Source organism: Sediminibacterium sp. FW305-C-61, assembly GCF_058231065.1.
Genome location: NZ_JBIQXR010000003.1, coordinates 461,619 through 484,768, shown reverse-complemented (window position 1 = coordinate 484,768; position 23,150 = coordinate 461,619). Strand labels below are relative to the sequence as shown.

Genomic DNA, 23,150 nt, shown 5'->3' with positions numbered 1-23,150 from the left:
GGCAAATTGGTTAAGATATGTTGTTTTAGTTCCTGGTCGGCTCCTACCTTTTGCACGGGAATAAATTCCCGTGCAGGTAATATAAAAATACTTCTCTATTTTTTGATCAATAACCCATTAATAACCGCCAACATTTAGAAAAAATACTGGAACAGGCAGTTCTCAATTACAATAACAGACCCGTTCATATTCTTCAGGGACCTTCACCACTGGAAGTGTTGAATAATACTGTACCAGATTTAAATAAAATCAAAGAATATATTCAAAAGGCTGTAAGAAACAGGATCAATACCAATAAATCAGGCGATTGTTGTCTATAATTACGGCAGTACCTCCCAATCAGCTACTCATTATAAAGCATGGCAGTTTAATTTTCCATTAATCTGTCATTTATATTTCTCCCTTTTGCACTTGTCCAAATATTCGAACGCTTTTATTAAGGAAAATCGTGAATGTTGCAGCTTACAAACTTCTCAACCTGTCTATCATTGTACAAATCTAAATTGTGTCTGATGGCTAAATCAGCTAACTCTCTTGTGTATTGTGGGTGTTTTCTGTTTACTACACTCACTTTCATCGTTACTCGCATTCTGTCCAACCCTTCTACTCGTACACCTCCTAACAGTTCTATGAGCAATTCTTCTGTTTCATAAACAAAACAATTTGTATTTTCTGTATTCATTTTCATAACATGAGTTTTGAGCATAAAAAAACCACCCCGTTTTGTGGAGTGGTTCTAATTTTTTCCCTTGTTTCAACTAATCTAAATACTTGGCATTAATCTTTTCAAGAAGAGTATTTAAATATTTCATTCGATTTTCTAAATCACTTTGTTGCTTTCCAACAATACTCTGGGTATTTTTTCGAATTTTGGCAATAGCAATTGTAGCATTGTCGCTGGTAGCTGCAATCGAAGACCAACAATCTACCAAAAAAAGAGCAAGTTCATTTTTTCTTTTATTTGAAAAATCTTCGTATAAAAAGTTAAAGAAAGATTCAAATTTAGTAAAATAAATTTTTCCCATCTTTTCTACAATGTATTCCGAAAGATACCCATCACTTTGGTTTGCAATACTTGTTAAGAATTCAAACCCCAACTTATTTCCTTCCCGTAAAAAAGTAGCATAAATTGAATCAACAAGGCGAAGATTACAGTTATCCTTACTTTTTGCCAGAATTGATTTGAGATTTTTACTTTTAATAAGTTGACTGTTACTTTCAACATTTTTTGAGATAACACACGCATCTGTATTGGGGTTTTGTTGAGCACTACAAGAAGTAATAATAAATGTACTCAACATCCAATAAACTAAGGTTTTAGTGGTTTTCATTTTCTTTTGGTTGTTTTTTACTCCATTTCACATAATCTTCATACATCTGATTAATATTCTTAAATATTCGATCAAACAATCTTTCTACCTCTTTTTTTGACGCTTTTTTCCCATTAGCTTTAGTCACAACTAAAGATTGAGCATCGTTTTCAGACAAATCATCAACTATTGTTACTTTCCCTCCAAACTCTTCTTTGTCATTCTTTTCTAATTGATCTGTTATTGCCTTAAAGTCTATTATGTCAGATTCAAAACATCTTAAACATCCCTGTGTTTTCTTTAAACGTGCATCTTTAATAGGCTCCCACTCACCAGTTGTTTCATTCATTTTTTCTTGTCTTCCTCCATGCATGCGTATTAAATCTCTACCACTTTCAACAATTTCACCTGATTCAGGGGTCATTAGAAGTCGAGCATTTGGACCATATGAAAGTCTGCTACCTCCTTTAGTCCAAGCTCCCCCTCGTTTATCAGGTATATCATAAACACCTAATGGAGTATTTGAATTTTTTTTCATTCTATTTGTTCCACCAACCCCCTCTGCTCTAACGTTAAATCGAAACACTTCATTACCATGCCTATCTGTAACGATTGCTACTCCATAGCCATACTTTTCTCTATTGCGCGCCACATGTATGGTTACATCCCACTTTCCTGTTGGATCTATGCGTAAAATTGGATTGTTACGAACATACATGTATGGGCTCCATTCATAGTAGGAAACTGCATCAGGGTCAGTACTTTGAAAACGCCCTATTTGATTGTTGTACATCCTTGCTCCATAATCATACCATTCAAGTCCTGAACCATCACTAAACTCCTTCTCCTGTTTCTCTTTACCATTGTACTCATACTTGTTATCCAACTTCCCAGCCGCCTTACTACTAATCCCCGCCATCGTCAACCCAAACGGATAATAATGCGTTTCCTCAAGTAAAGAACCTCTTACATGGGTCACCTGTAAATTATCAAAGAACACATCAACATTTGGTGTTTCGTTGCTTACGTAAATATACAAATATCCATTTTTTGTTACGGGCAAATTGGTTAAGATATGTTGTTTTAATTCCTGGTCTGCTCCTACCTGGTCAAATCCGCTTCCAGAACCTACGTATTTAAACTGTTCATCAAATAATACCCAGTTGAGATAGGCTTTCGGTTTCGTGCTGCTGTATCCTTGGGTATTCAACATATCCGTCATGCCAGGACTCAAACTTCCATTGATGATAAGGTCGCCCGCCGCGTACTTACCCGCTGCTGACTGCGCCACTCCGCCTGCCAAGGCTGCCACCAGGTCAGTTAAAGGGCTCACCGGACTGCCGGGGGTTACACCATTTAAACGATACCAGCTTTTTGCGTGTATATTTACTTTATCGCCACTCATTACCTTTAACACCATACTACTTCCCACTTTCGTTCCACTACCATTCAGTTTATGGATATAATCGTTCGGGTCGGTATATGTATCACTCGGGTAACCAGCTACTGTGTTTTTGTTTACACGGGTACCAGCATCGTCCGGTATGGTATAATACAGCTTTTCATTATTTATTGTTGCCGCTTCCAGCGATGCCACAGGATAGGCATCCGTTTGCTGCTCTTCCGTGAGTACCATCCGCGTATTGCCAAGGTGGTCTTTTACAAAATAATCGTACACATAACTGCCATCTGTTTTACGGCGTATCCTCCCTTCTTCATGACCAAAAAACTGCAATACATTGTTTTCATATACATACCCTCCCAAATAACTGGTATTCGTTGTTTTGGAGGATGGGGAGGTTTCTATGGTTTCTTTCTCCAATTTATTACCCGCCGCATCATAAGTATATTTTATGGTTCCCTTGCCATTTACCGTTACCAAATAGGGCAGGTTCAGGTGGTTATAGGCTATGCTTGTGATGTTTTTGTTTTTATCTGTCGTCAGGTTTCCGTTTATATCGTAGCTGTAGTCATCTGTTCCCGTATTATTATTGGTAAAATCGCCCAGCTTCTGGTCGGCTGTTACCGCATCATTTACATAACCCAACTTATTACTTAAGCTGTTATAACTGTAACTCAGGTTATCAATCACCAGACTCGATGCGCCTTTTACTCCATACTGCAGCATGGCTTTTATATTCCCATTGGCATCGTAGGCACTGCTATGGCTGACGCCATCGCCCATCAACATGCTGAAGTTCAGGTTGGCTGTTTTATTCCAGCTACTACTCGTGTACTGGTTAAAATCGCCAAACAGTATACGATTCGCTTTATCATAACCATAACCAAATGCCCTTCTTTCTCCATCTCCTTTACTGCGCCATTGTATGCCAGCAATATTTCCATTGTACTGGTTGGTTTCAAAACCATAATCATAGTTCAGCTCCATACCAAACCAGGCACTGTTATTTGTGGTATTGCTGTAATTTTTGTTTAGCCCCTGCAACCAGCCACGTATATTGTACTCATAAGCCTGCAATTCCATTTCAGTACTGGTGCCGTATTGCTGACCCAGTTTTTTCTCTTTTAGCTGTCCAAGTTCATCGTAGCTGTTCCTTGCCAGATAACGCGTGGTATTGCCATCATCATTCAGTGTTTTTTTAACTTCCAGCAAACGACCAGCATGATCATACAGCATATTCGTTTTGGTTCTCACCGTTAAACCCGCTGCAGCATTGTTGTGTACCTGGTAACTGGTAATTAGCTTGCCCGTAAAATCGTAACGCATCGTGGTTATATCTGTACCACTTTTATGGTTGAGCGACTGGGTTTGTATCACCCGTGCTTTATCATCATAAAAACTTACCGATTCCAGCCAGTCGCCCTGACTCAGATCAGCCGGGTTTTTTATTACCCTTACTTTGGTTCCCGTTACCTGTCCGCGGGTTAGTGCGCTGGACACTGATGGCACTGTTTCAGGGTAAGCATTTCCTCCCGCGTCTATCTGACTATTGTAACTGGTATTATAGTTTTTCGAGGTGAATGCATAATCATCATAATAGGTATAAGTAAGTGCAATAAAATTTGCTCCTGATGGAAAGGGGTCATAATTTAATAATACCGTACTGCTGCTTTGTACATAGGGGCCTATGATGGTTTCAAAATTTTCGGTACCTGAATCAAAGCCATCCGTAAACTGTATTTCTGTTACTGCACGATACACCGTTTGGCCTGATACATGTTTATCAAGGTATAAAATATCGGGTGCACTAAAATTTACGGTTACCACTGTTGACTGGGCCGCGTCAAAACGACTGTCCAGTAAGGCCTGTAAATCATTGCGGGTACCACTATAAGTAATCATACCGGTGGTTGTAGGTCTGTTCTGCCCGTCGTAAAGGGTAGCCATCCATTGGTTCTGGCTGCGCATATTCGCGTCCTGTGTATAGGCTAATCTGTCGCGTTTGTCGTATACCATATATACCCATCCTGCTCCGGGTACTTTTTTGGCAATCATTCGGTTTAAGCCATCGTATTCATATCGGAAGCTTTGTTCATTGATGGCATCTGTACCTAGTGTCCAGCCATTTACATTCATGTAGGCTACTGCCTCGGGTTGTATTACATAACGCAGCAGTCCAAAATCATCATATACATAATAGGTACATAGCCAGCCGTTATGGCTTTCTGATGGCGAGCTGTCTGTCTGTACTTTTTTAAGGATCACTTTGCCTTCCTTATCCTTGTATTCTGCTACCCTGTTTCCTGCCTCATCTATAGTATGTGTTTCATATAGCTGCCCCGTTCCGTATATACCTGAGGTGGTGGGTATATTGGTACTAACATCATTATTGCTGAACGTTAAAGCACTGTTGGTTATATCCCATATTCGTACCGCATCATTGGCATCATTTAAGCGATACTCCATACTTACGCCCCGGTTACTGCCTCCCCAGCTATTACCAGGCGCCAGCGTTTTGATAACACGGTTTAGTGGCGATGCTTCAAATTGGGATTCATTATAATAGACAGACTCTCCCGCATACTGGCTGTTCATGAATGAAGATTGCTCCCCAAACGGATTTAGTTTAAAACTGCCGTTATCGGTTGTTGATACATAAGGTTGATATTTATATACTTCTCTCCCATAAGCATCATATACCACAGGGCTCACCATATCTTTCAACAGCGGGCTTGCCTGTTTTATTACCGTTTGTAAAGGGCGACCCAGCCCATCTAAAAATTGTGTGGCCTGTTTTACCTGTGTATAACCAGCACTGTTAAAAGTACTGGGATCGGTAATGGGTGCCACTGCCTCACGGGTGCGTACATAGTTTACCAATACGCCGCTATTATACGCCGATGGGGCGTTAACTGCGGTGGCTGTTGGGCGAACGCTGCCGTTGGGTTTGTTGGTTTGTGCAAAAGCAACTTGTGATAATAAAAATAACAACCCAATTATATTGCAATAAGCTTTTTTCATGATGTTAATTTTGGAATGAAGTCTATACATTGATCTCATTTACTAGTCTTCGTTTGTTTTCGTTTTTCTTTAACAAGATCGTTCCCAATCTTTCGATACTGTTCTAACTGGCTCTCAGACAATATTCTTTTCAACTTCTCTTGATATTTTTCAATACACCCTTTTGTTTTTTTCTTAAATATTTCCAGGTCAGATGTAAAAGAAAGATTAACACTATCAATACATTTAACTTCATGCTCGCGTGCTAATTTAATTTCCTGCTCTTGGTTTTGGGAAATTGAAATATTATTTTTCAACTTAATAATTGATTGTTTAATTACACTATCTCGATTTTCTTTAACTCCATGTACTTGTGCATTAGTAATACCCGAAATAAGTACAGCTAAAAAAAAGGTTACACTATATTTCATTGCATTTTTATTTAAGGTGGTTAATTATCACAAGCAATTTGTTGCCCGGAATAATTGTAACAAAAGGATTTAATTATATTTCTTTGATGATCACGAATAAGTAGCAGTCTTCCATTTATATCGTATTCGTAATAAAGTATCCGCCCATTTGCATCACTCGTTGTAGTAATTCCAGTCAACGGCTCATAAGTATATGATTTCATTTCAGATCCTTTAGGGTAAAGTCGAACTTCATCAATATTACCAGAACCAGATATTGAGACACTAGTAACACCTGTAACTTCATATTCGTAATAAACCCAGCCATTGGTAGAATTACCTGACTTTAATAAATTCCCACCTGAAACATTATGTGCTCCGGTGTTGCTCCAGTAGGATACTACATAGTTCTGAGCGGCTGAAAGCCCCGACTTAGTAATATTCCCATACCCAAGTTGATAATATCTTTTTCCAGTAACTGCAGTTGCAGTTATAATCCCGGCATTATTAAATGTCCAATTGCCTGTTCCATCTTCTTCAAAAGAACTATAAGCTGTAGATTGTATATTGGCATTTACAATTTCAGCAATCACTAATTCTGCTTTATACCCGTATATATAGGCGTGATTAATATCATCTACTTTATGCAATTGCGTCGGCTTACCATTAGTGTGATACTGATCAAAACTTATAGTTGGTTTGTATAATGAACTATAATTAAGTTGATTGGAACCATCAACGTAACTTTTCACGAATGAAGATAGTGTTAGCGGAGAAGATAGAATAAGTCTGGAGATTTTATCAGGAGCGAGTACATCTGATTTGAATGTTGTAAGTGTTCCCCCAATAATATTTTCACCTGAACTGCTAATTTTTGTGGAGAGTTGCTCTATTGGCATTGAAACAATATTCGCATCTGCCAAATCTTTTAAAAACTTTCCTGATGCCGATGTATTTGTAGCGTTGTAGTCGACAGGATAATAGGTATAAGTTATCAAGGAATCTCCCTTACTCGTATTAACTGACCGACGGCGTTGCTGAAAATTTTTGTTATTATAATTAAACTCAGACTGTGTTGTTCCAACGATACTACCATTTATTTGATCATAATCATAAACGGTTTCTCTTCTTATATTAAATGCTTCTGCAATGGGTCTATACCCTGCATAAACAATACCCAAAATATCATAAGAATCTCCTGTAAAACTTTGCTCTGTATGATTTTTTCCGATCTTTATAGAGCTTACATATTTGCGAGTTGTATCTGAGCTATGAAATTCATAAGCATACTCTTTGCGCTGTACTGGCACAAATGCACTTCCATTTTTTGCATAAATCGTCTCTTTTGTTATAAGACCACGTTTCCAATCATATTCCACAGCGGATGGATAAGGAAATCCTAAGTCAAGTATATCCCCGTGATCACTATATCCGGTAAACGTAAATTCTTTTTTACCATTTTGCCCGTCCGTTCCGTATAGTACTGTAATATTTTTATACCCCATTACAGCCCCATTAGTTTGAAGCAGTGGGTAATTTGAAGCATTATTGTAGTTTATATAAGACGAAAAACCATTTGTAGTATTATACTGAGTATTTGTGTACACATAATCAGGCCTCAATGAGAACTGCCCAGACGATATGCTATTAGGAATAGAACCATCGTGCCAGTTGTATGAAAATGAAGTTATTTCATCAGGTGAAGAATAGCTTTTTGATTGTATTGACTTGATTCGAATACCCCCATATGCATAATTCTGATACCCACCTGAATAATAAGGGTTTTTGGAAAAATTCAAATTAAATGACACCCAAGGTGTTCCTGGATATTCCGTTTCAATTGTAACATACACATAGTAAGTACCTGCCTGTAAAGACAAGTTTTCTCCATTTTGATAATAACTCGTATTGATTTGATGCACATAGTTATTCGGACCATATATAGTAGCATAAATAACATGAAAATATGGATTATTATCTTTCTGAAACGAGAATAGAGAATTAATGGAAGCATACCCACTAGGATCTGTATCAGAAGACTGTACCGTAAAAGAACCATTAAAATAAACGATATAGTCATTATTATGGTTTGAATTATCGCCAGAAATACCAGTTAATGAAACAGGATTTTCAAAATCAAACCCAGCTGACTTATATACGCCATATGAATTGCCCTCATATTCAAACACATTACTGCCTCCGGTAGGGTAATCAATTCTTATAAGCGTTCCTGCTTTTGCGTATTGAAAATCGGGTGACTTATCAGCTCCAATATATGGACCATTTTGACTATTCTGATACCTGACAAATGTACTATTCGACTTCCCGTTATAATAACCCCAGTGATCCTGCGCGTTAGATAAGCGACAAGGTAATGAAGTCGCATCATATGTAAATTTGTACGGCGGTATAGAAACAGAAGAATTGGTTATTTCTTTTATACTATCAAGCCGAAGACGACTATATACCAAGTCTTCACAGCCCCCAATACCAGAAGTAGTAAATCCACTGGTATAAAACTGGTATTTTTTGACATCTCTGTTAAAAGTATCTGTAACGGTTATAGTATTTAAAGGATAAATCTGTTCTGCTGAAGCAGTTGTTGATCTGTTAAATACAACTTTTCCATTTGCATAATGGATTGACTTTAGCCTTTTACCTGAAATTGTTACCATGTTATTACAATAGGAGAAATCTGGTAAGGATTGTACTCCCTGAGTTAACAAGTGGCGCGTTGCTGTGGTCTTTGTCTGATATTGAACTCCGTCGCTTTCATATAATAAATCAACCTGATTCCCATTTTTATCCTTTATTGACGTAAGATACCAGGCAGATACAGAAGAAGACGCATCGTTTGTACTACCACCTGAAGAACTACTCCAACAATAAGGCGTAGATTGTGTGGTTTCAGGAGCAGAGAAGGTGTACTCAATACCTGTTGAACTGGTCAACCTCCATCCATTACCCAGGTATGTTACTTTAATATCCGATCTTGGAGTTGTTACAAACACACCTTCGTCAGTTATAAAAAATTTCCCTGTCATACCTGCAACATTAAAGTAAAAGATATCTGCTTCAGCATCAATCGACCTCCTATAAATGCCTAATAAGAAAGCATCTCTTTCTGTTGCAGTCATTTGATTGTTATACAGTTTCCTTGCCTTTTCAGCACCATCAACAAAATATCCATTCTCATCATCTAAGCCTCTCTGACTTCTTGTTATTACCCCTCCAGCACTTAACGACCATCCTAACCCCACACTGGATGGCATTTCTTCTACTTTTATTCCGCCGGAATGATAATTCATTGATATAGGCAATTGAATTTCACCAGTCTTAATATTGTAGAGTGGGATCGATATATTTGGCACACCTGTATAGTGACTAACAGGTATTTGCCCATACTTACCTAAAGATGCAGCCTCAGGAGAAACCGGAGTCATCTTTGGGAGATTAGTAGTCATATTAATATTTTGCGGGTTTTGGGATTTAGAATTTATCACACCCAAAACAAAAAATAGAAATATGCAAATTGTAATTTTCATATTCATCTTATTAAAAGTTTATTTTTTTTTCAATTAGGTTAATCTTATTCCTTAATGAATCTTCATTTTTCTTTAGCTGAAATATGTACAATGTCAACTCCTCAATTTTTTTGATCAATAAAGCCTGCTGATCACCCACACTAATTCCATTTTCTTCTACTTCTTTTGCAGAAGGAATGTCTGGCAGGTGTTTATGCCTGGCAATAAAAGATTCAAGTTCGTGTAGCGGTTTTAATGCATAAGATGAATCGAAAACATAGTCGGGCCAACTTGTTTGGGAAACGATTACTTTTTTGGCTTTAATATTTCCATTAAAAAAAGCGGACGTGCCATTCAGAACACCTGTTAATGTACCGCCTGAAATTGCTAATGCGTGTTGCTGAACATTCGCGGATGTAATTAAAGTTTGCCAACTAGGCCAGGAATTTTCTCCATAAAATGCATGCCGATAAAGTAATTGTCCGCTTTCTCCAAAATATAACTGACTATTGAGGTGTCCGTTTCGGCCATATAAATCTAGCATAGTTCCATAACCAGTTGGATTCCCGGTTCCTCCATCGTTTCCGTATTGATCGAATAGTGTGATGCTATTCGCCGGTGTGGTGCGTGGGGCAGAAGACCAGTTATACTGGTTATTTGACCATCGATAAGAACCGGTAGTGACAGAAATATCGCCAGTCGATAAAATACTATTTCCTTTCAATGGAAGATTGTGGTTCTGAATACTTGTAGATGTTAAAATCGTTTGCCATGATGGCCAGGTATTTTCTCCGTAAAATGCATGCCGATAAAGTAGTTGCCCATTTTCTCCAAAGTACAACTGACTATTTAAATGTCCATTTCTACCATACAAATCAAGTATTGTTCCATAATTAGTAGGACTTCCACTGCCCCCGTCACTACCATACTGATCGAATAAAGTGATACTATTGGGAGGCGTAATACGTGGAGAAGAAGACCATGAATATTGAATATTACCCCATTGATAAGATCCGGATGGAGTATAAAAACTACCTGCCTGCATTGTATTGCTAAATGTGGCAGTAGTACCAGCTAAATTACCACTTAAGGTGCCGCCCGATAAAGGCAGATAATCTACTAAAGAAGTGTATTTATTTTTTCGTTTTAGAGATTTAAAATATTTACTCAGATAATTATCCGTTTTGTTTCTTTTTTCATATAAATCATTAGTAGTTTCATTACCCGCCGCATAAAATGCAAGTATTTCTATTTGACAAAAAGAAAAAACAGTTAGCATTATAAAAATTGGTTTATTTCTCATTCTTTTTGTTTTGTTTTAGTTGTTGAATTTCTTCACCCAATTTTCTGTTGACTGAGTCTAACTGAATTACATAAAGTGTTAGCTCTTCAATCTTTCTCAATAGTAAAGCCTGATTATCTCCTACACTTATACCTTTCTCCTCCACTTCTTTTGCAGAAGGAACTCCTGGTAAGTGTTGATTCTTTTGAATAAATGCGGCTAAATCAGGAATCGACTTTAGCTTATACTCAGGTGAAAAAACATAATCGGGCCAGCTGGCTTGAGATACAATAACCTTTTTGGCACGCACATTACCATTAACGGTAATTCTTTCAGAAGGATTTGAAATACCAATCCCCATATTCCCATTTTGGTCTATCCTGACTTGCTCACTATTGTTTACCCTAAAACCAATACCATCAGATAATGGATACATGCCTGTAACTCCAGATGCGGACAAATAGCCATACCCCTCGTTAACAAATGTATGACCACCTATTACGTAAGCATTTCCTGCTACATTTAATGCGAAGCCGTTATAAGTAGTTCCAATACTCAATTTGCCCTGATGATATACATTTCCTTGAACATCCAACTTAAACTGTGGATTAGTACTCCCAATTCCTACATTTCCCGTAATTCCGTCTACAAATAGCAGCCCGGCAGAAACATCAAAACTTCCATCAGTTTTAAGTCCAGCCCAACGGGTAACATTGTTATTTGTCAAGAAAACACCTACATCAGACATTCCCCGAACCCAACTGGAATTTGCATAAGGTGATTGAGACCACGCTTTCAATAAAAGTGGCCCTGCTTCAATTTGGCCTTCAACCGTTAACTTATTTGAAGGACTAGTTGTTCCTATCCCAACATTTCCTGTTGCCGGAAATGTGTTCTGGGCATAACATACTATAGAAGTCATTTCATAGAGAATAATAAAGGATATCAATAGATATTTCATTTCTTCTTTTTTAATGATTGGATTTCACTTGCCTGTGCGTATAGCTGTTTTTTTATTTCTACATTTTCTTTGCGCAACTCAATCAGGTACAAAGTCAACTCTTCAACTTTTTTCAATAATAAGGCCTGGTTATCTCCAACGCTTATACCTTGCTCACTTACTTCAGTAGCTGATGGCATTTCAGGCAAACGTTTTTTGGTTTTAATAAACTGTTCAACTTCAGGTAAAGTCCTAAGTTTATATGATGGATCAAAAACATAATCAGGCCAGCTTGATTGTGATACAATTACTTTTTTGGCGCGTACATTACCATTGACTGATAATTTTTCTGAAGGGGAGGCGGTGCCAATTCCAACATTACCACCATTCAAATAAGATGAACCCGTTGCCACAATCTTAATATTATGTGACCCATCATTGTATAAATCAAGTGTACCAATATCATGGCCACCTCCGGAATCCCAAAGTCTCCCAACCGTATAAGAGTCGCTAATAGTAATCCCTCCACTTGTACCATAAGCCGGACTTGGCCCTGTGTACAAATGCAACTTATCAAGAGGCGATGATGGGCCTATTCCTACATTACCATCTTTCAAAACAAAATTATTCAGATGGTAACCATTATTTGCAGCATTTGGCGTTGTAAAAGCCACTCCGTTCCTAAACAATATTTCCCTTCCGTCTCCTGTAAATGCCCCATTTGTATTTGATGATGGATCATACCCAAAAGAAAGTGTTACAGAACCTTCTTCTTGTGTTGTATAGGTAGTAGATGCAGAACCAAGCATCAGTACACGGTAACTATTACTATAACCAAAATAAGTTGGCGTAAGACTTCTCCTGATATAAGAATTACCACTATGATACAATGGTCCAGACAATGGGTAAGCAGATCCGGCATTCAAAGGAAGATTTTGCGATTTTCCTTCAAATGACATCATCAAGATCAGTATGACTAAAAAGTTTTTCATTTATTTTCTAGTTTATCAATGCGCTTTTTCAAAGCTGTATTTTCATTTTTTATTTCAATTAAATACAAAGTCAACTCCTCAATTTTCTTCAACAACAAAGCCTGGTTATCCCCTACGCTAACACCTTTCTCTTCCACTTCAGCAGCCGAAGGCACTTCCGGCAACCGTTTGTTTTTTTTGATATAAGTTTCTACTTCTGATAAAGAGCGAAGAGAATACGATGTGTCGAAAACATAATCAGGCCAGCCTGTTTGGGAAACGATGACTTTTTTGGCTCGTACATTACCGTTTACAGAAAGTTTTTCTGCCGGAATATTTGTTCCAATACCCATATTACCTTGACTGGTTATACGCACAACTTCACTTGGTTCTTCATTATTTACATTACTCCTATTTGCAAATACAATATCCCCAAGGGTATATGCCGAGACATCTGTGGTTCTGAATCCAATTTCAGCTGGCTGTATGCTTCCGGTTGTAGTGTATCCGAAAGCAATACTTTGAATCGAATTAGGTTTAAATTCACTCGACCCTATTGATAAATAAGGCTTTCCAAAAGAAGTTGGCAATCCCGCTTCAAACCCTTGAATACCTCGTTGAATAACAAATATTTTTTTTGTCGGATCATTCTCATTGATTACGAATTTTGATAAAGGTGATGCTGTTCCAAGGCCAAGGTTTCCGATACTTGTCAACCTCATAACTTCAGTTGGAGCCTGGTCACTTACATTGTATCTATTAGCAAATACAATATCTCCAAGGGTATATGCTGAAACATCAGTGGTTTGAAAACCTATTTCAGCTGGTTGATGACTTCCACCTGTTGTATATCCAAAGGCAATACTTTGAATTGAATTGGGCTTGTATTCAGTTGAACCAATGGATAAATAAGGTTTCCCGTACGTAGTTGGCAATTGGGGTTCATACCCCTGTATCCCTCTTTTGAGAGTGGTTATTTTAGTACTCGGATTAGATTCATAGATTTCCAATTTAAGTGTTGGATTTAATTCACCTATACCAACCTTCCCTCTAAAAAATCCGCCTCCATATTTATCAATAAAAAAATGTTCAGTATCATCTAATCCATCGCTGTTTTCATCACTCAGGTATCTGACAGGATAAAATGGAGCAGTGTGTCCGGACAAAGGCCCTTGAATAGCGACATTCATACCCCACCACCCCCCGGAAGTCTGCATCGGTTGTCGTATGTAAATATTGTCTCCATTTCCGGAACGATCTGAAAAATTACTTGAAGAACCTACATACATGCTGTTCGTCTTACTGCCTCCATTTACAAACAGCAGTTGGGTAGGTGTTTTACTGTTAAACCCGGAAAAACCTGTTGCAGCATCAACAAAAAATTTGCCCGACGACACATCAAAACTTCCATCTGCCTGAAGCCCTGCCCATCGGGTAACATTCTCATTTGTAAGAAAAACCCCAACTCCACTTGCACCCCTGAGCCAGGTAGAATTACTATAGGGTGAATTGGACCAGCCAGTCATTAGAATAGCGCCGGATTTTATTTGTCCTGCTACCGTAAGTATATCTGTAGGACTCGTTGTGCCTATACCTACATTACCAGTAGCCGGAAATGTATTGGTTTGCGCATTTGTTATAGATACAGCAAACAAGAGAAGACTGGTTAAGTATTTATTTTTCATATTTTTTCAGTGCTTTTTTGAGTTGCTTATTATCGTCTTTTAATTGAATGATTTCTTTATTCATTGAAATCATGTATAAAGTCAGCTCCTCGATCTTTTTTAACAGCAAAGCCTGGTTATCACCTACGCTAATACCCTTTTCGTCTACATCACTGGCAGAGGGTATATCGGGTAAGTGTTTATGCTTTGAAATAAAAGTTTCTAGTTCTGATAACGGGCGGAGAGAATAAGAAGAATCAAAAACATAATCTGGCCAGCCTGTTTGGGAAACAATCATTTTCTTAGACCTTATATCTCCGTTCACGGATAATTTAGTTGCAGGTGCTGAAGTACCAATACCAATATTTCCATTGGGCAATACCCATAGCTTCCCCGTGTTTTGCGTACCTAACACAAGTTCGCCACTACTTATTCCGGCTACATAAGGTGCGGTAGATGTATTGGTACCAAATTGTAAAACATTATCCTGGGAGTAGGTAGTGATATTTCCATTTACAGTTAAAGCAGAAACTGGCTCAACTGACATGCCGATACCTAATTTCTCTGGGATATAGACACTGGCATTGTATGCGGGTAAATCAATTCTTTTCCGATGAGGATTAAACGCAGCAATATCGGTGCTGAATGGAGACGAGAACAAAGTCATGGTACCATATTCCCCGGATCCAATTGTATTTCTATCTAATTCGAAAGCACCAGTTATCTCTGCATTTACATACCAGGCCGAATAATAATCCGCATCGAGATACAGGTCCATATAGTAATTAATTCCACCTGAATATTCATTGCCAACTGCTGTTGCCGGGCCAAGTTCAAGTTTTACGGAGTTAACTAAAACACCTGCTGCACTCAAACAGGTTAGTACAGGCACATTACCATTTGTGGCAGGGTTTGGCTGTACCAGATATTCAACCAATGCACTTTTAAAATAAGCACTTCGGAGGCTGATTTTCATATTGCCATAACCACCCCAGTGATATTGATTATAGTACACCCTACCGATGGTTATTCTTTTTGCCTGTGTGCCATTAGCACCAAAACTTGTACCGTTCCAATTATAGGTAGTTGTTTGTGCGGTAAGGGTAACATGCCCAATTAAGAATAGTATAACAATAAAAAAATATTTTTTCATTGTTTGTTATTTTTAAGCTGATCAATCTGTTTTTGCAAATCCAGTACATACAATGTCAATTCTTCAATCTTCTTAAGCAACAATGCCTGGTTATCTCCCACACTGATTCCTTTAGCTTCAACTTCAGCAGCAGATGGCATTTCAGGAAGATGTTTGTTTTGCTGGATAAATGCAGATAACTCTGCAAGTGGTTTTAAACGATATGTTGGGTCGAACACATAATCGGGCCAGCCTGTTTGGGAAACAATTATCTTTTTCGCCCGGACATTGCCATTGACGGAAAGTTTTTCAGAGGGTGTAGTAGTGCCAATACCCATCTTAGCTTCACTTCCGTCAACGAACACTACAGGGCTTCCTTTGCCATTACCAATAGCAAAATCTGCAAATTTTTCTCCATCATTATAACCCTTATCATTTATAATAAGTAGAGAATTGTCATCACCAGCGTACCCATTATTAATTGCAGAATAATAAGAAGTTTGTACACCATATGCGGGAGGAATAACTCCCATTATTCCCATAGAAAGGCCATTCCCATTAATACCATCTCCATAAGCTGAAATCCTAAACTGCTCACCATAGCTATCACGCCTTAAATGTAAAATAGAGCCAGGGTTAGCGGTTCCAATACCTAATTTTCCAGAAACATCTAAACTCATCTTAATTTCTCTATTAACACCAAACCTCAGTGGTACCGAAGCTGTAGAACCTAAAACAAAATCAGTTGTATTGGCGCCAGTGAATATTGGCTGATTTTCTCCATCATTGCCCCTTTCAACAAAAAGAGCACCATACATATTGTCACCTCTGCTAAAATAAACAGATGGTGCACCACCTCCATTGTTTCCTGCCGCTTTAATTACCAAACTCGCATGATCGCCTGTAGGTGTTGCTTCAATGGTAGCAATTGAGCGGGTTCCATAAACATGAAGATTTGACGAAGGGGTAGATGTTCCAATACCTACCTTCCCAGTATTGTCAATTAAAAAATCTTCCCCATAGTAATCTCTGCCAATACTAAAACTATGCCCACCACTCGCCGTGCCAAATGACCAGTTCGTGTTCCCTAAAAAACCTATACGCCCCCAGTATTGGTTCGAACCCTGATCAAAATATCCAAAACGAATACGCATCGCTCCATTCGGAGTTGTAATTCCAGATGGCAAAGCATTGGTATTAAATAACCCATCTGGCGTATAGTTATCATATTGAGCCCTTCCTCTAATTGATCCTGCTACATCAAGCCTGTGAAGTGGATTATTTTCCCCGATCCCAATATTTCCATTCCCTGCGATAGTCATTTCCGGAACTCCACCAGCATTGGCAAAATGAAGGGGGATATTATTGTTTAGTTTTCTGATATAACCCACAGAACCATTACCGATCCAGTAATATTCCGGCGTTATAAACCCGGTTGAAGAAAACACGTAGCCACTATCTACATGCAACCTGTAATACGGTGTTGTTGTACCAATACCTACTTTACCATATGGTGGAAATATGTTAGACTGAGCAAATATGCTGGATGCTAGCATCCATAATACGCAATACAAAAATATTTTTTTCATTGCCGGTGTTTAGATTGGAATTTTTGAATTTGTGTGTACAATTTCTGGTTCTCAGACTTAAGCTTTGTTTGCTCAGTTAAAACATTTTGCAACATTTTATGCTGGTCTATCAGATACAATGAGAGTTCCTCAATCTTTTTTAACAACAAAGCCTGGTTATCCCCAACATTAATCCCCTTCTCTTCCACTTCCTTAGCAGATGGCATATCTGGCAGATGTTTATTTTTAGTTATAAACTTTTCTAATTCTGATAGTGTGCGGAGAGAATAAGAGGAATCGAAAACATAATCGGGCCAATTGGTTTGGGTGATGATCATTTTTTTGGCAGCAATGTTTCCATTAACAGAGAGTTTTTGAGATGGAGTTGTAGTTCCAATGCCTACATTTCCATCCTGGCTGGTAATAGTACTACTAAACGGAGATAGCGTGCTACAAACAATCCACCATTGAGTTCCTGAATGTTTGTACATATCGAATTGTTCCTGACTTAATATCACTGAGCTATATTGACTAAAGTCACTTCCGTCGAATTCCTGATAAAAGAAATTCCCTTTTATTACAGCTTGTGCATGCCATCCTGCATTTATTCTCGTAGTAGCGTTGTGCTCAAGTGTATTAACTCCATCCCATTCAAGCATATAAATAGAAAATGGGATTCCAGGGTTTCTTGCTGCAACTATTGCATAGCCAGTAGCGCGAGCATTTCGCATTTGTATTTCAGAAATTGTTTGGCTGTTCACTCTCACGCAAGTGAATAATAGTATGGCTGTTAATAATTTATTTCTCATGGTTTTTTAATTTTGTATTCTCCTTCATGAGATAATCGAGTTTTTTGTTTTGTTCTATCAGATACAATGTGAGCTCCTCAATCTTCTTTAACAACAAAGCTTGGATTTCACCCACACTAATACCTTTCTCCTCCACTTCTATAGCAGATGGTATTTCTGGCAGGTGTTTATTTTTTGTAATGAATTTTTCCAGCGCTGACAATGGACGTAATGAATATGAAGTATCAAAAACATAGTCGGGCCAGGCTGATTGAGAAACGATAACTTTTTTAGCACGAACATTTCCATCTACTGAAAACTTTTCTGAAGGATTCAACAAGCCAATACCAACGCGACCATCGTTTTTAATAACCATTTTTGTAGCTATCCCAGTAGTTTGATTAGCTGCCGTTGCAAAAAAAATATCCGTTCCATTCGCTAAACTTGTCCATGCTTCAGAAGCAACTCCATAAATCCTTGCACCTTCTACATAAGAAGTTCCAAATCCTTGAATACTCAATCCTCCAAGGTAATTCCCATTTTGCATCGCATTGGGGCTATTTAAGTTCGTGCCTCGTGATCTTTTGGATATAAAAAGCGCTGGTGATAGTCCTTCATCTGAAGATTCTGTTATTGAAATACTAGAACCAGCCTGAGCTCTTTGTACATCAAAAACAGTTGTTGGATATGAAGTGCCTACCCCAATTTTCCCATCACTATCTTCAACTAACACTCTCCGCCAACCTTCCCAATTTGTTGCAGATGGCCACCCCTGCCTAAAAAATATACCACCCTCATTAAACCCTAACTGATGCATCCTTCCACCACTATTATCAGGCCATTGAGGAATAGTTAGTAAAGTTGAATATGTTCCTGCTCCCGGTGAACCTATTAGATGAGTATATTTAAAGTCGAACCGGACTTTGCTAACATAAGGAGAATACCACCCGAACATATTAGGCGATGAACTGCTATCCCTTGTATCATGTAATTGTATATCATTAGCAGTTTGTGTAAATGCAAACTGCTGCATCAATAAAAAGCATATAAAGAAGCACCTGAATTTCATAAGTTCATTTTTTTAGGGATTTTTCTAGTTTTGAAATCCTTCTGGATTGTTCCATTATAGTGTTCTCCTGTCGAATTAAATACAATGTCAGTTCCTCTATCTTCTTTAATAGTAGTGCCTGATTATCACCCACACTAATACCTTTCTCCTCCACTTCTTTTGCAGAGGGCATGTCAGGCAAATGTTTATTCTTAACAATAAATGCTTCTACTTCAGATAAAGAGCGGAGTGAATAAGAAGAATCAAAAACATAATCGGGCCAGCCTGATTGAGAAACCAGTACCTTCTTAGCGCGAATATTCCCATTAACAGAAAGTTTTTCTGAGGGGGAAGTAACCCCTATTCCCATATTACCAATTTCATCAATAGTTACTTTGGCATCACTTAAAGTTGCGCTTTGGGAAGAAATTGTATTTAGAATATGTATTTTACCCGGTGCATGTGCATTGTATGCTGTCCTTTCAAAAACTAAACCAGCTTGTTTATAATAATCATTGCCATTTTCTTTATAACCAAAATGAATACCTGACCATTGCCCGATACTTAGTGTTGTTCCAAAAGATGCAGCAAAAGCATTTTCGGATGACCAAACATCTAACTTTTTAATAGGATTTGTAGTCCCGATCCCAACATTACCTCCTGATTCCTGAAATGTGAGATTCTCCGTAGAGCTAGATGTGTAAAGTGAGAGCCGTCTTGGATGCGAATTATCATACCATTTAAGGTAACCCGCCTGATTATGCCAAGGACCTAATCCGAGTAAAGCATTCGTAGACGTTCCATCAAGCCATGCTCCGTAGTAATCACTACTACCTATTGCAGACGTAATTTTTCCAACAACTGTTAATTTTTGTTGTGGTTGCAATGTGCCTATTCCAACATTACCATTTACTGGAAACGTATTTGTTTGACCCACTAAATTCAGGAAAAACAATTGCAGCAAAATTATTGAAGCTATCTTTTTCATTTTTTTGATTTCTTAACTCCTTGGATTGCTTTTTTCAACATCTCATTTTCTTCGTCAAGTCTAATCAGATGCAAAGTGAGTTCTTCAATTTTTTTTAGCAACAGCGCTATATTATCGCCAACACTAAGTCCATGTTCATTTACCTCTTTTGCAGATGGCACTTCTGGCAAATGGCCGTTCTTCTCAAGAAAATGTTTTATCTCGCTTAATGTGGCTAACTTATACGTAGGTGTAAAAACATAATCTGGCCAACCGTTTTGGGAAACAATTACTTTTTTGGCCTTTATATTTCCGTTTACAGCAAGTTTTTCTGATGGGACACTTGTACCAATACCAATATTACCTCCATTAGGTAACGCCACTAAACTGGGGTTGCCATACCAGCTTCCGATATAGAAATAATCAAGACTATTATCAGAGCCCAAAAAACCAAATCCGCCAAAATCTGTTCCCGTTGCACTTTTTGCATGATGCCCAAATGCCCAACCTCCACTTTCTCCCTGTGAATAAATCATACCAAGCGGCCCAAGTACAATAGGTCTTGTACTATTTTTATTTATTGTAACAGTTCCATCAAATTGTCCGTTGCCATTTACGTGTAGTTTTTCTTGTGGACTAGCTGTTCCAATTCCCAGTTTTCCATCTAATGCTATATCATTCAATTTACCGACCTCTGTAATTCCGAATGTTGTAGCTGATGGCATTTCACCCTGTGCCCATGTCCACCCTTCGTAATTAGCTATTGCACCAAATGGGTCAGTAGCTGAAACATTGTAGTTAGACCAATAAATACCATCATTAGCTATTTCCACCCTTATGTAGTTGATGCCATTTTTAGTGTACTTTCCCAATCGGATTCTCGAAGGCTTTCTGTAGCCAAGATCACTATGATACTGCGCCCAATAAAAGTTTCCTGCATAATGGTACCAACCTATTGTTAATTTTAATGCCTTATTCTCAGCCCCGTATGTATATCCGGTAACATGTAGTTGAGGCGCAGCTGCGTCTATGGCAGGAATATTTGTATCAAAATAAAAATATGCTGGTGATTCTCCTAATGGTGAAATCTGCAAAACATTGTAAAATCCCCCGCTACCTCCAATAGTACCCGAAGAATGAATATTCCCCATAACTGTCAACTTGTACCCTGGGGAAGCAGTACCAATTCCAACATTTCCAGATGATGGAAATGTGTTTTGAGCATAAATTTTAATACTAAAGCATACACTCATGCAAATGATCAAATATTTATTCACTATCGTTTATTTAAAGCGGGTTTAGAAATTGCTTTTTTTATTGTTTCATTTTCCTCTTTTAAGTCCTGCACTTGCCTGGTCAACAACTCCATCTTTGCATCCTGTTTAATCAGGTAAAGCGTTAGTTCCTCTATCTTTTTTAACAACAAAGCCTGATTATCTCCTATGCTAATCCCTTTCTCTTCTACCTCATTCGCTGATGGTATTTCAGGAAGACGTTTGTGTTGTTTAATAAATTCATTCACCGAGGCTAGTGAGCGAAGTGTATAAGACGAATCAAAAACATAATCAGGCCAGCCTATTTGAGACACAATCACTTTTTTTGCTTTTACATTACCATTTATTGATAACTTTTCCATGGGATCAGAAATACCGATCCCAACATTACCATTACTGTTTACACACATTTTTTCCGATACATTGCCCATGTCGTCAGAAAGAGATATTTGAAGCCTCCCAGCCTCATTCCCCTGTATACTGTTCATTTTTTGTCCTGCAATCTTTGCGAATACAGCCCCATTCGTAGTAGATGTTTTATACCCACCAAATACCATAACTCCACCAACTCCGGTATTTGCCGACCTACTATCATACAAAACCATATTTCCCCATGTAGAAGATGGCGTACCTTGTATATCCAATGAAGTATTTGGAAATGTCGTTCCTATTCCAACAGACCCGGAATTCGCATCAACAGTCATCAAAGGTGACCAGTTATTATTTCCATCAAACCTCCCGAACTGCAATCCCCTGTCTGAAGAAGTTGTAGCATTTCCCCTGAAACGGATAGCTCCACCAAATGAATTATTAATGCGAATAAATCTTTCTGTTTGTTCAGCATCAAAAGCAATATCTCCTCCGGATATTTGAAGACGATGATTAGGTGAATTGTTGCCAATTCCTACATTACCATCAGGCCCCAAAGTCATTATAGGTCGTAAATCATAATCACCATTTCCAATATGCTTATTGGTATATATCCTTAACCCTCCATTGTAACCATTTGTTGTATAAGCTCGTACTTCAGCAGTAGAATAAGTAGTATTCAATGTAGCTGTATGCGCTTTAAGGAACTGAAGGTTACCAATTTCTCCAGAACCTGCCATACTCATTGTATTAATACGAATGTTCCCATTAACCTCGAGTTTTGCAATAGATCCACTCGCCGTGCCATTGGGTATTAAACCAGGTGTATTTGTACCAATACCCAGATTTCCATTGGTTGTAAGTGACATTTGTGAAGAAGAATGATTAGTACCGAAAAGCAGCGGATGATTACTATAGGACGCGATATAAGTTCCCGTAACAGCCCCGTCGGTTGAAGAAATAACTGTTTCGTGTGCTCTGGAAGCATCATATAAATCGATTTGTGGGGCGCCAACAGATGAGCCAGATGTTTGCAATCTAATTCCCAGACTGTTAGTACTTACTACTTCAAATTTGTAGGCTGGGCTAGATGTTCCAACTCCAAATTTCCCCCCTTCATAATAAATATCCCCTGAAGGCTTAATCACCAGCCCTCTTGTACCATCCCAGTTTCTAAAATATAAAGTACCATCATTCCCGCTGCCTAAAAAACCATCATTCGCCCCTGTTCCATCAGCATATAAACGTATATTTGCGCCTGTTGCATTTGCATTTATTACTCCAGAAAAGGATGCAACAGTTCCGTACAAACTTCCTGTTAATGTTCCTCCACTCAATGGTAAATAATCAACTAACCCTAATTTTCTTTTCCAATAATAATTCGATCGATTTTTAACCCAAGATTGAGTAAAGGGATTGTCAGGGAGCACTATATCATTAGCCAATACTATTGCAACTGACCCGAGGAACCCTAAGAGAAATAAATACTTTTTATCCATCG

16 protein-coding genes are annotated in these 23,150 nt (G+C 38.2%); all 16 read right to left on the bottom strand.

The features are described 5' to 3' along the window. Positions 1-436 precede the first annotated feature (436 nt). On the bottom strand, positions 437-688 hold the full coding sequence (locus tag ACH30E_RS11070) for a hypothetical protein (RefSeq protein ID WP_490824870.1): 252 nt from the start codon (positions 686-688) through the stop codon (positions 437-439). A 70-nt stretch (positions 689-758) separates the two neighbouring features. Further along, positions 759-1,331 (bottom strand): hypothetical protein, encoded by a 573-nt coding sequence (locus ACH30E_RS11065; RefSeq protein ID WP_490824869.1) that lies wholly within the window; start codon positions 1,329-1,331, stop codon positions 759-761. Then, entirely contained in the window at positions 1,318-5,733 is a 4,416-nt protein-coding gene (locus ACH30E_RS11060) for a DUF6443 domain-containing protein (RefSeq protein ID WP_490824867.1), read from the bottom strand. Before ACH30E_RS11060 ends, ACH30E_RS11065 begins: the two co-directional genes overlap by 14 nt. A gap of 35 nt (positions 5,734-5,768) precedes the next feature. Further along, entirely contained in the window at positions 5,769-6,143 is a 375-nt protein-coding gene (locus tag ACH30E_RS11055) for a hypothetical protein (RefSeq protein ID WP_490824865.1), read from the bottom strand. A gap of 20 nt (positions 6,144-6,163) precedes the next feature. Further along, positions 6,164-9,667, bottom strand: coding sequence for an RHS repeat domain-containing protein (locus tag ACH30E_RS11050; protein WP_490847342.1), 3,504 nt, complete (start codon positions 9,665-9,667; stop codon positions 6,164-6,166). Positions 9,668-9,677: 10 nt separating this feature from the next. After that, positions 9,678-10,949, bottom strand: a complete 1,272-nt coding sequence (locus ACH30E_RS11045; protein WP_490824862.1) for a hypothetical protein — start codon at positions 10,947-10,949, stop codon at positions 9,678-9,680. Next, positions 10,939-11,889, bottom strand: a complete 951-nt coding sequence (locus ACH30E_RS11040; RefSeq protein WP_490824860.1) for a hypothetical protein — start codon at positions 11,887-11,889, stop codon at positions 10,939-10,941. The genes ACH30E_RS11045 and ACH30E_RS11040 overlap by 11 nt, the downstream gene beginning before the upstream one ends. After that, positions 11,886-12,860 carry a hypothetical protein gene (locus ACH30E_RS11035; protein ID WP_490824859.1) on the bottom strand — a complete coding sequence of 325 codons (975 nt, stop codon included), beginning with the start codon at positions 12,858-12,860 and terminating at the stop codon, positions 11,886-11,888. Before ACH30E_RS11035 ends, ACH30E_RS11040 begins: the two co-directional genes overlap by 4 nt. Next, positions 12,857-14,524, bottom strand: coding sequence for a hypothetical protein (locus ACH30E_RS11030; RefSeq protein WP_490824857.1), 1,668 nt, complete (start codon positions 14,522-14,524; stop codon positions 12,857-12,859). Before ACH30E_RS11030 ends, ACH30E_RS11035 begins: the two co-directional genes overlap by 4 nt. Beyond that, entirely contained in the window at positions 14,514-15,656 is a 1,143-nt protein-coding gene (locus ACH30E_RS11025) for a hypothetical protein (RefSeq protein WP_490824856.1), read from the bottom strand. Before ACH30E_RS11025 ends, ACH30E_RS11030 begins: the two co-directional genes overlap by 11 nt. Beyond that, complete coding sequence (locus ACH30E_RS11020) at positions 15,653-17,224, bottom strand: hypothetical protein (RefSeq protein WP_490824855.1); 1,572 nt, start codon at positions 17,222-17,224, stop codon at positions 15,653-15,655. The genes ACH30E_RS11025 and ACH30E_RS11020 overlap by 4 nt, the downstream gene beginning before the upstream one ends. Beyond that, a complete protein-coding gene (locus ACH30E_RS11015; RefSeq protein WP_490824854.1) occupies positions 17,221-18,012 on the bottom strand; it encodes a hypothetical protein in 792 nt (263 codons plus the stop codon). The genes ACH30E_RS11020 and ACH30E_RS11015 overlap by 4 nt, the downstream gene beginning before the upstream one ends. Then, the gene (locus tag ACH30E_RS11010) at positions 18,002-19,024 is read right to left on the bottom strand and encodes a hypothetical protein (protein WP_490824852.1); all 1,023 of its coding nucleotides are present in this window, start codon (positions 19,022-19,024) and stop codon (positions 18,002-18,004) included. The genes ACH30E_RS11015 and ACH30E_RS11010 overlap by 11 nt, the downstream gene beginning before the upstream one ends. Positions 19,025-19,064: 40 nt before the next feature. Continuing rightward, the gene (locus tag ACH30E_RS11005) at positions 19,065-20,027 is read right to left on the bottom strand and encodes a hypothetical protein (RefSeq protein ID WP_490824851.1); all 963 of its coding nucleotides are present in this window, start codon (positions 20,025-20,027) and stop codon (positions 19,065-19,067) included. Continuing rightward, positions 20,024-21,259: a hypothetical protein gene (locus tag ACH30E_RS11000; RefSeq protein WP_490824850.1), complete on the bottom strand. Its 1,236-nt coding sequence runs from the start codon at positions 21,257-21,259 to the stop codon at positions 20,024-20,026. The genes ACH30E_RS11005 and ACH30E_RS11000 overlap by 4 nt, the downstream gene beginning before the upstream one ends. 23 nt (positions 21,260-21,282) lie before the next feature. Beyond that, positions 21,283-23,148, bottom strand: a complete 1,866-nt coding sequence (locus ACH30E_RS10995; RefSeq protein WP_490824849.1) for an autotransporter outer membrane beta-barrel domain-containing protein — start codon at positions 23,146-23,148, stop codon at positions 21,283-21,285. Positions 23,149-23,150 lie beyond the last annotated feature (2 nt).

Excerpts from the sequence above, each read along its gene's own strand:
- ACH30E_RS11070 (WP_490824870.1), bottom strand. The coding sequence starts at position 688 with ATGAAAATGAATACAGAAAATACAAATTGTTTTGTTTATGAAACAGAA.
- ACH30E_RS11065 (WP_490824869.1), bottom strand. The coding sequence starts at position 1,331 with ATGAAAACCACTAAAACCTTAGTTTATTGGATGTTGAGTACATTTATT.
- ACH30E_RS11060 (WP_490824867.1), bottom strand. The coding sequence starts at position 5,733 with ATGAAAAAAGCTTATTGCAATATAATTGGGTTGTTATTTTTATTATCA.
- ACH30E_RS11055 (WP_490824865.1), bottom strand. The coding sequence starts at position 6,143 with ATGAAATATAGTGTAACCTTTTTTTTAGCTGTACTTATTTCGGGTATT.
- ACH30E_RS11050 (WP_490847342.1), bottom strand. The coding sequence starts at position 9,667 with ATGAAAATTACAATTTGCATATTTCTATTTTTTGTTTTGGGTGTGATA.
- ACH30E_RS11045 (WP_490824862.1), bottom strand. The coding sequence starts at position 10,949 with ATGAGAAATAAACCAATTTTTATAATGCTAACTGTTTTTTCTTTTTGT.
- ACH30E_RS11040 (WP_490824860.1), bottom strand. The coding sequence starts at position 11,889 with ATGAAATATCTATTGATATCCTTTATTATTCTCTATGAAATGACTTCT.
- ACH30E_RS11035 (WP_490824859.1), bottom strand. The coding sequence starts at position 12,860 with ATGAAAAACTTTTTAGTCATACTGATCTTGATGATGTCATTTGAAGGA.
- ACH30E_RS11030 (WP_490824857.1), bottom strand. The coding sequence starts at position 14,524 with ATGAAAAATAAATACTTAACCAGTCTTCTCTTGTTTGCTGTATCTATA.
- ACH30E_RS11025 (WP_490824856.1), bottom strand. The coding sequence starts at position 15,656 with ATGAAAAAATATTTTTTTATTGTTATACTATTCTTAATTGGGCATGTT.
- ACH30E_RS11020 (WP_490824855.1), bottom strand. The coding sequence starts at position 17,224 with ATGAAAAAAATATTTTTGTATTGCGTATTATGGATGCTAGCATCCAGC.
- ACH30E_RS11015 (WP_490824854.1), bottom strand. The coding sequence starts at position 18,012 with ATGAGAAATAAATTATTAACAGCCATACTATTATTCACTTGCGTGAGA.
- ACH30E_RS11010 (WP_490824852.1), bottom strand. The coding sequence starts at position 19,024 with ATGCAGCAGTTTGCATTTACACAAACTGCTAATGATATACAATTACAT.
- ACH30E_RS11005 (WP_490824851.1), bottom strand. The coding sequence starts at position 20,027 with ATGAAAAAGATAGCTTCAATAATTTTGCTGCAATTGTTTTTCCTGAAT.
- ACH30E_RS11000 (WP_490824850.1), bottom strand. The coding sequence starts at position 21,259 with ATGAGTGTATGCTTTAGTATTAAAATTTATGCTCAAAACACATTTCCA.
- ACH30E_RS10995 (WP_490824849.1), bottom strand. The coding sequence starts at position 23,148 with ATGGATAAAAAGTATTTATTTCTCTTAGGGTTCCTCGGGTCAGTTGCA.